The 13,765-nt window shown below is 63.3% G+C and carries 14 protein-coding genes and 1 tRNA gene; 10 read left to right on the top strand and 5 right to left on the bottom strand.

Translation table 11 applies throughout. The annotated features are described in order from the left end of the window. Window positions 1-30: 30 nt before the first annotated feature. Window positions 31-139, bottom strand: a tRNA-Thr gene (locus HNR73_RS27645). Window positions 140-229: 90 nt separating this feature from the next. Between HNR73_RS27645 and HNR73_RS27640 the strand changes: the two genes are divergently transcribed. Then, window positions 230-1,699, top strand: coding sequence for a tyrosine-type recombinase/integrase (locus tag HNR73_RS27640; RefSeq protein ID WP_203686378.1), 1,470 nt, complete (start codon window positions 230-232; stop codon window positions 1,697-1,699). Window positions 1,700-1,866: 167 nt separating this feature from the next. Here HNR73_RS27640 and HNR73_RS27635 read toward each other — a convergent pair whose 3' ends face one another. Then, entirely contained in the window at window positions 1,867-2,127 is a 261-nt protein-coding gene (locus HNR73_RS27635) for a helix-turn-helix domain-containing protein (RefSeq protein WP_184790569.1), read from the bottom strand. A gap of 115 nt (window positions 2,128-2,242) precedes the next feature. On the opposite strand from HNR73_RS27635, the gene HNR73_RS27630 reads away from it, so the two are divergent. From HNR73_RS27630 to HNR73_RS27615, 4 genes are all read left to right on the top strand, one after another. Further along, on the top strand, window positions 2,243-2,890 hold the full coding sequence (locus tag HNR73_RS27630; RefSeq protein ID WP_184790568.1) for a helix-turn-helix domain-containing protein: 648 nt from the start codon (window positions 2,243-2,245) through the stop codon (window positions 2,888-2,890). Between the two features lie 213 nt (window positions 2,891-3,103). Continuing rightward, window positions 3,104-5,224 carry an NACHT domain-containing protein gene (locus HNR73_RS27625; protein WP_311677834.1) on the top strand — a complete coding sequence of 707 codons (2,121 nt, stop codon included), beginning with the start codon at window positions 3,104-3,106 and terminating at the stop codon, window positions 5,222-5,224. Window positions 5,225-6,059: 835 nt separating this feature from the next. After that, on the top strand, window positions 6,060-6,614 hold the full coding sequence (locus tag HNR73_RS27620) for a hypothetical protein (RefSeq protein WP_184790566.1): 555 nt from the start codon (window positions 6,060-6,062) through the stop codon (window positions 6,612-6,614). A gap of 219 nt (window positions 6,615-6,833) precedes the next feature. Next, window positions 6,834-7,619: a triose-phosphate isomerase gene (locus tag HNR73_RS27615; RefSeq protein WP_311677833.1), complete on the top strand. Its 786-nt coding sequence runs from the start codon at window positions 6,834-6,836 to the stop codon at window positions 7,617-7,619. Between the two features lie 28 nt (window positions 7,620-7,647). Here the strand turns inward: HNR73_RS27615 and HNR73_RS27610 are convergent, their stop codons facing one another. Together HNR73_RS27610 and HNR73_RS27605 are read right to left on the bottom strand one after the other, a co-directional pair. Continuing rightward, window positions 7,648-7,932, bottom strand: coding sequence for a hypothetical protein (locus tag HNR73_RS27610; RefSeq protein ID WP_184790564.1), 285 nt, complete (start codon window positions 7,930-7,932; stop codon window positions 7,648-7,650). Window positions 7,933-8,066: 134 nt separating this feature from the next. Continuing rightward, the gene (locus HNR73_RS27605) at window positions 8,067-8,822 is read right to left on the bottom strand and encodes a restriction endonuclease (RefSeq protein WP_184790563.1); all 756 of its coding nucleotides are present in this window, start codon (window positions 8,820-8,822) and stop codon (window positions 8,067-8,069) included. A 460-nt stretch (window positions 8,823-9,282) separates the two neighbouring features. Here HNR73_RS27605 and HNR73_RS27600 point away from each other — a divergent pair, with 460 nt between their 5' ends. From HNR73_RS27600 to HNR73_RS27580, 5 genes are all read left to right on the top strand, one after another. Continuing rightward, on the top strand, window positions 9,283-10,329 hold the full coding sequence (locus HNR73_RS27600) for a DUF932 domain-containing protein (protein WP_239122183.1): 1,047 nt from the start codon (window positions 9,283-9,285) through the stop codon (window positions 10,327-10,329). An 82-nt stretch (window positions 10,330-10,411) separates the two neighbouring features. Continuing rightward, window positions 10,412-11,341 (top strand): DUF4192 family protein, encoded by a 930-nt coding sequence (locus HNR73_RS27595; protein WP_184790562.1) that lies wholly within the window; start codon window positions 10,412-10,414, stop codon window positions 11,339-11,341. 71 nt (window positions 11,342-11,412) lie between these two features. Then, a complete protein-coding gene (locus tag HNR73_RS27590; RefSeq protein WP_444544122.1) occupies window positions 11,413-12,033 on the top strand; it encodes a TetR/AcrR family transcriptional regulator in 621 nt (206 codons plus the stop codon). A 59-nt stretch (window positions 12,034-12,092) separates the two neighbouring features. Next, the gene (locus tag HNR73_RS27585; protein ID WP_184790560.1) at window positions 12,093-12,599 is read left to right on the top strand and encodes a hypothetical protein; all 507 of its coding nucleotides are present in this window, start codon (window positions 12,093-12,095) and stop codon (window positions 12,597-12,599) included. Then, entirely contained in the window at window positions 12,596-13,210 is a 615-nt protein-coding gene (locus HNR73_RS27580; protein WP_184790559.1) for a hypothetical protein, read from the top strand. Before HNR73_RS27585 ends, HNR73_RS27580 begins: the two co-directional genes overlap by 4 nt. Window positions 13,211-13,230: 20 nt before the next feature. Here HNR73_RS27580 and HNR73_RS27575 read toward each other — a convergent pair whose 3' ends face one another. Further along, a complete protein-coding gene (locus tag HNR73_RS27575) occupies window positions 13,231-13,755 on the bottom strand; it encodes a SitI3 family protein (RefSeq protein ID WP_184790558.1) in 525 nt (174 codons plus the stop codon). Between the last annotated feature and the right edge of the window lie 10 nt (window positions 13,756-13,765).

Raw genomic sequence — 13,765 nt, 5'->3', positions numbered from 1 at the left:
GAGACGGGCTTCTGACCTGCTCAAACTCTGAGCCGCCTGTCGGAATCGAACCGACGACCTATTCATTACGAGTGGACCGTGATCGTCAAACAGCCTTGCATCTCTTCGTAGCTATCGACTATTCTTGCAGCTAGGCGGCCTAGTTTGATGATCATCAATACTCAGGAATCTACGCGCTGAACGCATGATCCACGGTCAAATCACGGTCAAACAATCTTGGAGGAAAGTGGTGGGGTACAGCAGAAAGCGCTACGGCAAGGACGGCAGGCCCCGCTACACGGCCTACTTCCTCGACCTCCAGGAGAAGCTGCGATCCGCTGGCACGTTCGCCACGAAGAAGGAGGCCGACACCGCCTGGCAGGACGAGGAGGCGAAGCTTCGCCGCGGTCGCGGTTCGAGCCTCGCCCGCAGAAGGACCCACTTCGAGGACTACGTCGAGCGCTGGCTGCCCCACCACACCATGGAGGCCACGACTCGCTCTGGCTACACCTACTCGATCAACGCGAACCTGCTGCCCTACTTCGGGAAGATGAAGCTCGTCGAGATCCAGCCGTCGGTGATCCGCGAGTGGCTGACCGCCCGCAAGCAGGCTGGCATGACGGCCGTGACCCGGGAGTACAACCTCTCGATCCTCAGCTCGATCCTGTCGACCGCCGTGATCGACGAGTACCTCGAGATCAACCCATGCAGCGCCGTCAAGACCGACCCGGTGCCCACCAAGGTCCTCAACATCGTCTCGCCAAGCCAGTTCGACCAGTTCCACGCGGAGATCCCCGAGCTCAAGTGGCAGCTCCTCACCGAGGTCGACCTTGAGACGGGATGCCGGTGGGGGGAGATCGCCGAACTCCGTCCGAAGGACTTCAACTTCGAGGCCTGCACCGTCACAATCAGCCGGGTCGTTGTCGAGATCCCCAAGAAGTTCCACCCCGAGGGCAAGAGGTTCTTGGTCAAGCACTACCCGAAGGACAAGGAGTTCCGCAGCTTCAAGGTCAGCAAGAGGCTGTGCAAGCGGGTCCAGCGGTTCATCAAGGACGAGAACATCGCCCCCGACGACCTGCTGTTCGAGTACGTCCCGAAGGCGAAGTCCACCCCACCCGCCGCTCCCCCGCAGGGTCAGGATCTCGGGCTCACCGAGCCGAATACAAAGGGCCGTCAGTATCAGCACGGCACCATCAGCGCCTACGGCAACGCCCCCTGTCGCTGTGACCACTGTAGGCACGCCGTCGCCGTCTACCGGGCCAACAGACGTGCGGCCGGCAAGGACGAGCCGCGAGCGCCACGCGTCTGCGACACCGACGGGCATGTGCCACACCGCTGGTTCCGCGACCAGATCATCCGCAAAGCCCTCGCCGACTCCGGGCTCAACCGCGACATCACCATGCACGACCTTCGACGCGCACACGCCTCCTGGCTCCTCGCGGGCGGCGCCGACCTGCAAGTCGTCAAGAAGCGACTCGGTCACGCCAACATCACCACCACAGAGAAGTACCTCGGCACCTTCGACGAGCAAGACGACGGCGCGCTCGACGCGTTCCAAAACATCCGCCAGCGCTCGACCAAGGTCAAGAAGAAGACGAAGAAGAAGGTCGGGTTAGCCGACCGCACAGCAAACGACCCCCGGCGAGATCTACTCCGCCGGGGGCCGTTCGCCCCTACCCGTCTCCGAGAACCTTCAGGAGCTCCAGCACGGGAACTCTGATCCGCGACGGGCCGGGACGCAGGAGCCGCACCGGGAACTCGTCGTTCTTCGCGAGCCGGTACGACAGCGCCCGCCCTATCCCCAGTACCGCGCCAGCCGTCTCCAGGTCGGTACTGGCACCGAGAGCTCGGACTTCCTCGATCGTCCAGTGTCGCTTCGGGCAGCCTCTACTCATTGGTCTTCCTTGTCTTCGAGGGGTTCCACCCGTGCTTGGCACGGAGAGGCAGGGAGATCGGTTTGCCGGCGTTCCACAGCCATTCGCGAACCTGGTCGGGGTCGTAGGCGATGTACCAGCCGACGCCGGTGTGAGGTGGGCCGGCACCGATCTCACCGAGGAACAGCAGGGACTCGGGGGTCATGCGCAGGAACTCGGCGGCCTGCTCGACGGTCCAGGTCTCTCGGCCACTCGGGTTGGGTTTACATGTCACTTAACTCGCCTCCTTCTTGGTTTCACAACAAGCCGACTTGTCGATTCGCCCTGTCGGAGTACGAGAATTGCTCGCGACCTGCCACTTTGTCAACAGTCCGTGCTAACTTGTTTCAATGACAAGTCGCTCCCAGGCTTCAGATGCTCCTGAGCGGGAAGCTCTCCCCGTTCGTCAGGTGGTCGCGCGGCGCATCCGCGAAGCGCGCAAGTCCCGGGCGATGACCATGGAAGATCTCGCCGCGCGCTGCGAAGACCTCGGCGCGACTGACATCACCTACAACGTGATCGTGTCGCTGGAGTACGCCCGCCGCGACCCCACGGTCCGCCAGGTCTACGTCGTGGCCCTGGCGCTAGATGTCGCCCCCGTACACCTCCTCGGCTTGACCGAGGACGGCACTGAGTCCCTGACTGTCACAGAAACCGTGACCGTAGATGACCCGATCACATTGCAGCGCTGGATCCGCGGCCTTCACGCACTCCCGTTCGGCGACAGCCGCGCCTACCACGCTGCAACAATCCAGCGCGCCCCCCTGCCGGACTCCACCTTGCTGCCGACGGAGTACGGACAACTGTTCCTCCAGCAGCGGGCCGCCGAGCTCGCCGCACAGTTCCAGACCGAGACCGCCAACGCGCTCGCCGGCGCCCAAGCACAGGTGCGTAACCTCGTTGACCAACTTCGCGCAGAAATCGCCGCCGGAACCGACACCGATCAACTCCTGACAAAGCTTGATACGGTTCGCAAATCGGTGACTCCAGACGACTGAGCATTGCCCGTCGCTACGTCCCGCACAGACCACAGGCATGTCATGATCCTTGCCGGGCCTCCGGCGGTCGCGCCCCGAACGAGCGCCGGAGGCTTTGCACTGAAACCTGCCATCAGCCAGCCAGCGGTCAACGCCTTCGAAACGGGTCGCGCTCGAAGAGTGCCGCCCCGCAACGTGCGCCGAGACTTGTGAGCGTCCTGTATTAATAGCGGCATGCTACGCAGTTCCCGAATCGCCGCAATAGTATCGGTCTTCTGCACAGTGCTGGTGGGGGTGCTCACTAACCTTGCCACCAGCGACCTTCCTTCAGACGTCCTCCGATACCGGTGGATCTTCACCGCCTGCCTGGCAGGCGTCTCTATGATCCTCGTGTGGGTGAGCATCCGATCACAAAGCAGCCGGAGCGTAGCAAAGAGTAGAGTCCGAGAAAGAGCGGCCTTACTCCTTCGCCTGCGACAAATATGGATCGAGGAGGTACTCAATGCTTCTCTCTACCAAGAGGCCAGAATCCGACTCTCTCTGAAGGTTTCATTGGACGAGCCACATCCATGGGGAGTAAGAGTTTCAACCAACCGGGGCGAGGTTCTCCGCGCCGGGCAGGAAGCGATCACAGATCTCTTCTCACGCCAACTCGCGGAACAAATCATCGTATTGGGCGGGCCCGGTGCAGGAAAGACGACAATGCTGCTCGAACTCCTCCAGGGACTAATCAAACGCGCTGAAGACAGTGCCGATGAGCGCTTTCCGATTCTACTCAACCTTTCGGCGTGGCTTCCTAAATTCAGTAAGCTAGAGCAATGGATCGCACATGAGGCATCCGTACGATATCAAGTCAGTAGCGACTTTATATCCGATTCTCTCGCCTCAGGGGAGGCTATCCTCCTCCTAGACGGGCTCGACGAACTTGCGCAGCACAACCGCGAAAAATGCATCGAAGCGATCAACACATTTAGAATTCGACATGGCGAAGCAGGTATCGCCATATGCTGCCGAAGCAAGGATTATGAGCAGCTCGAGACGAAGCTTCGCACCTATGGATCCGTCGAGATCCAGCCCCTAACAATGGCGCAAGTGGAAAGTTATCTGAGAAGGCATGGGCGCCAGCACGCACTGGAGACCCTACAGCAAGACCTGGAGTTGAAACGGCTCGTACGTACGCCGCTCCTATTGAGTATTCTCATGCTTGCGTACCAGGATAGATCGACCGCCGACGTGGAAGCGCCTAATGCTCTTGCGCGACTGGTTACAAGATACGTACAGGTCATGCTCGAACAGCGGGGCCGCACGCCGGATCAACGCTCTCGACTGGTAACTCAGCTCTCCTACATTGCGCGAGCGACAACCGCATCAAAGCAGACGGTTTTTGATTTTGACTCCTTTGATACAGACTGGGTCTATCCCTACCACTCGACGATCAGGGCCAGGGTAGCTTGCGCGCTCATTGCCTCCCCAGTTGCCCTGTTGGCCTGGATGTGGGCATACGACGGAATCCTTGCCGCCATTGCAGTCATCATTGCCTGTATCTGCATGGCAATCCCAAACGAGAACCAGATTGATTCGGGTTGGCTAACGTTCAGCGCTGGACGTCGAATTATCGGAGACCATGCCACTGTCGAGCCCAACCCTCTCAAGGAACTCGGACTGAGCCTTGCGGCGATCGCCATCGAACAGCCAGCATCAATCATCGTTGGACTGCCACTCGGTACGATGGCAGGCTTCTTGTTCGGCTGGAGCACCACCAGCGGGATAGCCTTCGGGGTTGCATCATTTGCGAGCGTCTGGATCACTTGCGGAATTTGCCTAATGACCTGGCATGTAGCCGAACCCGATCGCGTTCCCGCAAGAAAGCGCGAGATTCCTGGCCCACAAGCAGTCGCCGTGCGCTTCAGAGGTCTCATATTCGTACACGTGGGCGCAACTCTCACATTCCTGGTTGCCTACATTATAGTCTATCTTGGGATCCAATGGAGCGGATATGGCACTTACGCCAACGAAAAAGCAACAACGTTTGCTGTCGTTGTGAGCCTACTAAGTGCGTGGTACATTTTCGTTGCATTTGGAGAGCTTGCTTCGGTCGAACAATCGATCATCAGGTCGATACTTGCCAAGAAGCGTGTACTCTTCAAGCCACTGCGCCCATGGCTCGACCACGCTTGCGAATGCCTGCTGCTCCGTAAGGTCGGCGAGTCCTACGCCTTTCCTCACCTCGTGCTACGCGACTTCTTTGCTTCCATCTGGTCTGACACGGGAGTGCCGCAAGAACGGATTGAAGAGCTTTTGCAGCTGTCCAATACGACCAGTGTGGCTACCAACTCGTTTCAATCTAAAGCCTAGGCGCCCGATATCTGGGAGGCCGCTAGGTGGGACACAGCCACTGCTAAGCGGTCAGTGCAAGAACGTCCAGCGGCCCCGGCTGGTAATTCGCACCAGGGCACCAGGAATCACAAAGGTCCAACTGTTTGGCGTCAGATACACACGAGCGTCCCGGTCCTCCCCTTCTGCCGCCCCAGATGGGGCGCCTGCGTGGGCGTGTGCGGCGGGCTGGCCGCCGGCAAGCTGGACCTATCGGGACACCGCATCCAGTCACCGATGCTGCCGGACAGCTGGCCAGTTGGACAGTCCGGCTCTGTCTGGCAGCCTGTGCTCCTACTGCCTGAGTGAGTACGGCTCGCGCCCCCGGCCCAGTGCGGCACGCCCAAGGCGTTCGCGTGCGGGTTCGGGCAACGACGGTGCGTTCTCCAGCCCCGTCTCGCGGAGCTTGCCGGAACGGATGGCATCCGCCATGGCCACGAACATCACCCGCACCGGGCAGCGACTCACTGCGCAACGCCACCCTCGATCGTTTTGCCGGGCTCCACAAGGACCACCAGGACCAGCAAGCTCGACGTAATCATCCTCCGGGCACCGCGCGCAGCATCGGTGGCGGTTTGGCCGTCGCTCAACGCATCCTGCCGGAGACCAGCGTGGCGGCCGCTGCCCTTGCATGACTTCGGCTTCGATTCCATGCACCATTGGGGCTCGCAGCAGCCAGGCAACCTCAATGACCCCTCAGGACCGACTCGGCGAACGAACGTGCGCGAAATACGGCCTGAGAAGTCGACAGTCGGCCTCAAGCCGCGCCACTAACGTACGAGTCACGCTGCTCGCCTCAGTCCCGACGTTCTCTCGTGTGAGGGTCGCCAGCAACGGTTCCATCGATCAGATCGATGATGAGCCGCTGGTGGCCGGTGATGTCGTTACTGTGTGGACCCGATGCGAGGAGGACGAGAACCCGTTTGCTCTCGTGCAGATAAGAGGTCTCCTACACGGCCATCGCGGCCTGGTCTGGCTTCCGGAAGACGCCGAAGTTGAGATCGTGGACCTCCCCCGCTATGCGGGCCGCCCGGAAGACCTGGTCAAGCAGGCGAAACCTGTCAGGGCGCCAGCCGGCAGTAAAGGAGTGCTGAAGACAGCCGAAGGCTGGCCGGAACTGATCTGGCGGTCCGACATCGTCTATTCACCCGTGCAGGGATGGGACGACGCGGAGATCGCCGTTGAAGTCCTTCTCTGCGCGCTGGCGGTCGCCCCCGACGACGACCCAAGCCTCAAGCCCATGCTCCTTGCCGCTCTGGCAGCACGGTACGCAGCACTGCAACGGGACCCCCAGACGTATCCCACCACGAGGTATCCGTGGCGAAACCGAGCTGCGCCGGGATCCGACATGCTCGAGTACCTCCACGGTTGATCAGATCCTCGCGCGCCTTGACTCCGCCCTGGCCGCCATTGATCCGACCGGCTGATCCAGCGGTTTGGCCAGACACAGTTCCCTGTTTGACCACTCCGCCCGCTCCATGGCTGTGCAAGGATTCGTGGCGCCCTCGGCGGTCGTCTGCCCCGCCGCCGAGGGCCTCTGCTTGGCCTGCTGGTTCGTGGCAGTCTGACGGAGCGCCCACTCTGTGCTCCAATGTGGATGCCGCAGTGCGTCACAAGGAGGGCGAACCGCTTGGACTCTCTGCCGACTCGGCTTGTCGGGGTCAACACGAAGACGTACCTGAGTCTCGCCGACTCGCGGCGTTGGCTGGAGCAGCTCGCCGAACGCTCCGATCTACTGGCCGCGGCAGGATTGTTCGTCGCGGTGCCACCTCCCGTCCTTCCCGATGCCCGCGCTCTTCTCGGCGGGACCGGGATCGCTTGGGCGGCGCAGAACACCTGGACAGGCCGAGGCCCCTGCACAGGTGAAGTGGGAACGAGCATGCTCGCCGAACTCGGATGCACCTTCGTCATCGCGGGCCACAGCGAGCGCCGCAAAGCATTCGGCGAGGACGACGCCTCAACTGCTTCGAAGGCCGCATCGATCGCGGCAAACGCCATGGTGCCCGTGATCTGCGTCGGCGAGACCGGGTATGGAGACCTCACCATGGCCGCAGACCACGTCGAGGCCCAGGCCGCACGGATCCTCGCGGCCGTACCCGACACCGCACCGGTGGTCATCGCCTACACGCCAGTGTGGGCAGCAGGCGCAGCCGATGCGGCTAACCACGATCATGTGCAGACCATTCTGCGGCGCCTCGCACCACTACGTCAGGCTAGGCGCGGCGCGATCAGGTTCATGTACGGAGGGGCATGCCGACCGGGAACCTTCACGGCTCTCGCCGGCGGCGAAGGCCACCTTGACGGTGTGTTCACCGCACGCTCTGGGCTGGACGTCACCCAACTGGCCTGCATCGCAGCCGAACTCACCGACGGGTGACAGCCATGAGCCCCTGGCCTTGGGACGGTCATCCTGTGGCCCGGAACGCGGCAAGCCCGTTACCACCCGGGGCATCGGCGATGCCGATGTGCTCGTTGACGAGGTACGGTGCGACTCCAGACGCAACCTCGCGGTCGGCTCCGGCACGAGCGGCGAGGACGAGGGCGCCGTTGGCGGTCCAGGCGTATACAGCTCCGTGCCAGGCACCGGTCACGTCGGGGGCGATGCGCGTCCCGGCTTCGTCGGAGAGTTGCCAGAGCCCTTCGCCGCTGGTGGCGTCGTAGGCGCCGACCCAGTCGCTCGTGGCGCACAATGTCGCCTCGCGGCAACGTTCTCGAGAACTCACTGAGTACGGCAGGCGCGAACTGGCGGCCTGGCATCGAACCGTGGACGGGCTGCTATCCGAGGCAGCGCGACACTGAGGAGGCGGTGGTCTTCGCATTCTTGTCAGGATCGCTCGTGGACGAACTCTTCTCCAAGTTCAGCGGCGGTCCATTGCTCGGCTCTGAAGAGAAGCTTGCCGTTTTGCTCGAAGGGCCGAACGGTCATGAAGGCGCGCTCCTCGTCTCGGGCACACGTGATGAGAAGCCACAGCGTTGACTGCTCGATCCCTCGGATGCACACGTTTCCAGCCGAGCTAAGAGCATGCTGCCAGAACTGCTCGGCGTGGGGCCGCGAGAAGAACAGCGGCATGGCGCCGCTGCCGTCGGGCATGAGCCACCAGCTGCCGGTGATGGCACCGTCGGCGATCTCCATCAGTCCCCAGAATGGCTGGCCGACGGCGTCCTTGCCCGGCAGCGCTACGGCCTTAACCTTTGCTGCCAGGCTGTCGGCGAAGCTCGGCAGGTCCGTGTCGCTGTAATACAGGATCCCGTGATCTTCTAGGTACTTGCGAGCGCCTTGCTGGAAGCCGTTCCTGGAGATGAACACGCCGATCGTGCTTGGCATGTCGAGAAGCTTGCCCGCGAAGGCGATGACGTCGTCGCGCTCGACGGGGCGTTGGGTGTCTTTGCATTCGATCGCGACCCGATGCTGCACGCCGGCAACGATGAACTCGTAGAACACGTCAATGTTGTAGGTGTTACCACGGTTGTCGGTAACCGGAGCCCGACGAGTCACCACGATGTTCTTGCCCTGCGCCTCGAGCAGCATCTGGTAGATGAACCGCACGTAGTCCTCGAACAGCTCTCCGGGACCGGTCATGGGGCGATTCTAGGTATCGGTCTCTGGAATCACCAGATCGAACCGTTCGCCAAGTACGCGTCGGATGCACAGCACCATGCCGGAGCGCGTCGGTAGGAGTGTGCGGCGGGCTGGCCGCCGGCAAGCCGGACCTGCCAGGACCCTGCATCCGTTCACCGTTGCGGGCGACGGCCCGTCGCTGAGACGGTCCGGCTGTGTCCGGCGGCGTGCGCTTCCGCCGCCGAGGATGTCGGGTCGCGCCCCGGCCCGGTACGGCACGCCCACGGCGTGCACGTTCGGGTTCGAGCATCGAGGGCGCGTTCCCGGCCCCGCGAGACGGGACTTGTCGGAACGGACGGCATCTGCCATGACCACGAGCATCACCCGCGCCACTACGGCACCAGGCAGCAACTCACTGCGCAACGCCACCCTCGACCACCTCGCCGAGCTCCTCAAAGACCAGCAGACCCGCAAACTCGACGTGATCATCACCCCCGGTACCGCCCGCAGCGTTGGTGGCCGTCTGGTCATCGACGGGGCCGAACCGGTCCTGTCCGAGACCGGCGTGTCGACCACCGCCGGGACCTACCGCTTGAACCCAATCGCACTGGAGGGAATCGCTGCGAAGCTGCAGATCCCGTTGCCCTACCTCAGGCGCCTCCGCGCCGAGAACATCGACCTGTTCGACACCAACATCAACTCCTGGCTGATGCGCGCCGAGAACCCTTACATGGTTCGCTGCCTGCGCGGCGAGGACGGGGAAGGCATGGCACGGGCGTTCCTGTCCGACCGCTATGCCCGCATCGACAACCTCGACGTCCTCATGGCTGTACTGGAAGGGATCCGCAACGCAGGCATCGCCGTCAGCATCGACGGGTGTGACCTGTCGGATCGGCGCATGTACCTGCGGATCATGGCTCCTGAAGTCGAAGCACTCGCCCCGACTCTCCTGGCGCGCTACCGGTCCCCGTTCGACAACCGGTCTGGCGCAGACCGTCCCGTCGTGTGGGGCGGGTTCGCCGTCTCCAACTCCGAGACCGGCGGAGGCGCGTTCACCATCAAGCCCCGGTTGATGGTCCTGGCGTGCCGCAACGGTGTGGTGATGGATGCCGCCGCAGTCCGCCGTGCCCACCTCGGATCCGCGGTCGACGCTGACGGCGTGATCCCCATGAGCGAGGACACCACTACGAAGACCCTCGCCCTCATTACCGCGAAGACGCGTGATGCTGTCGCAGCGTTCCTCGACGCCGGGTTCGTGCAGTCCATGATCGACGAACTCGAAGAAACCGCCGTGACGCCCGTGAGCGACCCAAACGCCTGCGTCAAGATGCTCGGCCAGAAGCTGCGGTTCACCGAGGATCAGCAGACCCAGATCCTGCGGCACTTCATCGCCGGTGCCGATCCCACCGCGGGCGGCATCCTCCACGCGGTCACCTCCGCTGCCCAGACCCTCACCGATGCCGACGCCGCACACAATTTCGAAGGCGTCGCCGTCAAAGCCATGCACCTGGCCGCAGCCGGGAACTGACACCGCTACCCCAATTCGGGCCGGTCCGATCGCACCCGATCGGGCCGGCCGTCTCGTTGCTCCCAGAAGGACTCCCGTTGCCATGAGCCAGCCACCTGTCCCAGCCCCACCGTCCCTGGTGTTGTCCACCCCGGCCGACACCCTCGCCGCGATCCCCTACTTCATCGGCTACCACCCGAACAGCGATCTCGTCATCGTCGGCTTGCAGAACTCCAGATACCACGCGGCACTGCGCTGCGACCTGTGGCCGACGAACACCCCCTGCCCGATCACACCCCGACTCCTCGCCGACATCAGAATCGACACCGCACTCGTGGCTTCGTTCGGTTCCCGCCGCCAAGCAGCCCTTTGCCTGGCAGCGACCTGCCAGGCGATCATTGACGCCGGGATCCTCGCCGAGCAGCTCATCGTCGTTTGCGACGGCGGCTACCGCGACTTCCTCAACGGCGGCCACACCCTGCTCCCACTTCCGGATGCCACGTCGGCTCTCGCGGCCGGTCTCACCGCCGCCGGGTACGGCGCCTTTCCCGACCGGGCCAGCTTCCTCAGGCACCTCGACCCCGTCCCGGGAGCCTTTACCACCGCCGTCAACACGGCCAGCGCGACCCAACGAAACCGCACCCCAGGAGAGCTGACGTCCACGCTCGCCGAGTTCCTCGATGCCAACGGCACACACGGACTCCCCGACGCCGAAGCCACTGCTGCCCTGCTGCTGGCGATCACCGCCCCGGACATCTCTCCACTGGTCTTGGATGCCTCCACACCGGAACGGTTGACCAGCCTTATTCCCTTGTGGACCCACCTGGTGCGCCATGCGCCCAGACGCCTGCGGGCCGTTCCTGCGGCATTCCTCGCCTACACCGCACGGAAAGCAGGAAACACCGGGTTGGCGCGGCTAGCTATCGACCATGCCTGCGCAGCCGACGCCGCACACCCCGTCGTCGCCATGATCGCCAGCGCCGTCGACGGCTGGATCCCCTCCATCGCCCCCAGGAAAGGGCCACGCACGTGACCATGCCATCAGGGTTTCCGAAGCCCCGCAAGACACCTGTCCAGGAGCGCAGCGCCGAGCGCGTAACCGCAATGCTCGACGTCTGCGGAGAACTCCTCGACGAGATCGGCTACCGCGCACTGACCACCACACTCATCGCCGAACGCGCGAGGGTTCCCATCGGTTCGGTCTACCAGTTCTTCGCCGACAAGCACGAACTCGCCGATAGCCTCGCGGCCCGCCACCTCGGTGATCTGCTTGACCGGATCGATGATCCCTTCGATCCCGAGCGCCTCTCCTACCCCGCGGATTGCAGCCACGAGGCCCTCCCGGGACAGCCTCCCGACGACTGGTGGCAGCTCTTCTCGACCTTCTACGACGAGCTCGTCACCTCCTACCGCACCGAGCCCGGCTGCCGCGTCCTGAGCCTCGGTACCGACTCCACCCTTTGGTCTCCCGGCACCCGGCCACACCCGCACGACGTGATCATCGACCACCTCACCGCCTACTTCGAGAAATACCCGCACCTGACCGAGATCCCCGAGTGGACACGGTTGGGAGCCCGCTGGGGCGTTGAGATCCTGCACGCCTTGGTCGCCGCGGCATTCCGCGCCGACCCCGACGGCGACACAGGAGTCCTCAGCGACGGAAGAGTCCACGCCCGCCACATCCTCACCGGCTACTTCACCGTCCGACGTGCTGGCCATCGATGACCCTCACGCCAGCGTCACGTGTCCGGCCCCCAAGAAGCCGTCAGGAAGGGAACCACTCCATGACCACCACACCACCCCGCGACCGACTTGATCCGAACGTCGAACGCCTCGGCCTTCTTCTGCGGGCAGCGCTCACCTACGCCGCCGCGAACCCCAATCTCGGCCCGGAAGCCACCTACTGCCGCCTCGACCATCCCGCCCAGCTACGCAGCCGCGGCAGACGGGCGCTGGCCTACCACGGCCACGACCCCGTCCTGCCCGACTGGGCAGAAGCACTCATGAACGCCATCGTCCGCTCCCACCCGACCAGGAAGAACCCTCCCATGAACCCCGACACCACGTGCAGCAACGTCCTTCGCGACAGCCGCGACGAGGCGCTCTTGGAACTCGTCACCGAACTCGCGTCCTACCTCGACCAGCGCACCCGGGCCCGCCTTCACGCCGCACGGGGACTCACCAAGACCAGCTCCGAACACGGCAACGCCGCCGAGGAGCATCACCAGCGCGCCACAGCCCTCCTCACCAGCATGTTGCCTGCATCCACGAGGAATGGTGAGAGCCCGTGAGTCGTTTCCAGTGGAACTTCATCGACGACAACCATCCACTTCACGCCTTGTGCCGACAGATCGCGCTCTGTCTGCCTGAGTACACTCTCGTCCGCTGGCGCAACCACCTTGCTTTCAAAGCCGTCCTGTGGAAGACGATCGCCATTGGTGCCACGCCCGACAACTCCCGACTTGTCTTTCGCAGTATCTACCCCGAGCCGCTGCACAAACCCAGCCACTGGCAAGCCGGCACCGCATACATGATCACGGTCTCCGCAGCGAAACCGCCCGACAAGATCGCCGCCGAGATCGGCCGCCGATTCCTACCCCACTACCTGCCCGAGCTCGCCGCAGTCAAGCAACGAGTCCGCGCAACCGACCATGGCCATACCAAGCGCGAGGAACTGATGGCATCTCTCCTGAACAGGCTGCCGGGGTCGTGGATCGTCGAACCCGCCAACCGGCCCAGCCACCTACGCCTCCAACACAGCGGGCAGTCAGAACTGACCTCTGCCGACATCCATCCTTCCCTGAACGGCGAGCGAGCCGACATCACCATCACCGGCGTTTCCCTCGAACTGCTCGACACGATCGTGGCCGACGTCGCAAGGGAACTTCAGATCGCCGACTGACAAGACACCCCACGTCGCGACTAGAAGGACTCCTGCTGGCTCTTCAGTGTTTCGAGGTCATCCTCGGATAGGACTGGCTGCAAGAGCGCGGTCTTGAGGTGTCCGTGTTCTACCGCGTCGAGAGCCTCTGGTGAGGCATCGAAGGCGTGTTCCCGCCACGCTGAGTCGAAGACGACCGGTTCGGAACTGAGGCGTTGGAGCAGGATCCGCTCGCCTTCCTGTGTAAAGACCCCCCGCTGATCGGAGGTGCTGTCCAGGAACGAGACCACAGCGGCGACGACCTCGTCGAGGTTGCGTTGCTCTAGGGCCGGATCAGTGTTGTTGAGGAACCTGAACGTCGTGGAGACCACGTCTCGGTACCCGAGGAGGAACTCGGTGGTCTCGATCTCATCGGCGGGCAGGACACTGGTCATGATGTGAAGACCCTCCCGCTGCGCGAAGCCATCCTCCTCAACGTGGACACCAAGTTCCGCAGCGAAGTGCCTCAAGGTCGCCTCCGCCGCGGAGACGCTGTCCAGGGTTTCCAGGACGTACTCGATTGCCATGGAGCTGCCT

It is taken from the genome of Phytomonospora endophytica, assembly GCF_014202425.1.
Lineage (GTDB): Bacteria > Actinomycetota > Actinomycetes > Mycobacteriales > Micromonosporaceae > Phytomonospora > Phytomonospora endophytica.
Note: the sequence above shows the minus strand (reverse complement) of the source record. Positions and strands in the feature narration are given on the sequence as shown.

What these genes read in the sequence shown, in the direction of transcription:
- HNR73_RS27615 (WP_311677833.1), top strand. Translation starts at nt 6,834, where the DNA reads ATGTGGATGCCGCAGTGCGTCACAAGGAGGGCGAACCGCTTGGACTCT.
- HNR73_RS27625 (WP_311677834.1), top strand. Translation starts at nt 3,104, where the DNA reads ATGCTACGCAGTTCCCGAATCGCCGCAATAGTATCGGTCTTCTGCACA.
- HNR73_RS27605 (WP_184790563.1), bottom strand. Translation starts at nt 8,822, where the DNA reads ATGACCGGTCCCGGAGAGCTGTTCGAGGACTACGTGCGGTTCATCTAC.
- HNR73_RS27585 (WP_184790560.1), top strand. Translation starts at nt 12,093, where the DNA reads ATGACCACCACACCACCCCGCGACCGACTTGATCCGAACGTCGAACGC.
- HNR73_RS27575 (WP_184790558.1), bottom strand. Translation starts at nt 13,755, where the DNA reads ATGGCAATCGAGTACGTCCTGGAAACCCTGGACAGCGTCTCCGCGGCG.
- HNR73_RS27590 (WP_444544122.1), top strand. Translation starts at nt 11,413, where the DNA reads ATGCTCGACGTCTGCGGAGAACTCCTCGACGAGATCGGCTACCGCGCA.
- HNR73_RS27630 (WP_184790568.1), top strand. Translation starts at nt 2,243, where the DNA reads ATGACAAGTCGCTCCCAGGCTTCAGATGCTCCTGAGCGGGAAGCTCTC.
- HNR73_RS27595 (WP_184790562.1), top strand. Translation starts at nt 10,412, where the DNA reads ATGAGCCAGCCACCTGTCCCAGCCCCACCGTCCCTGGTGTTGTCCACC.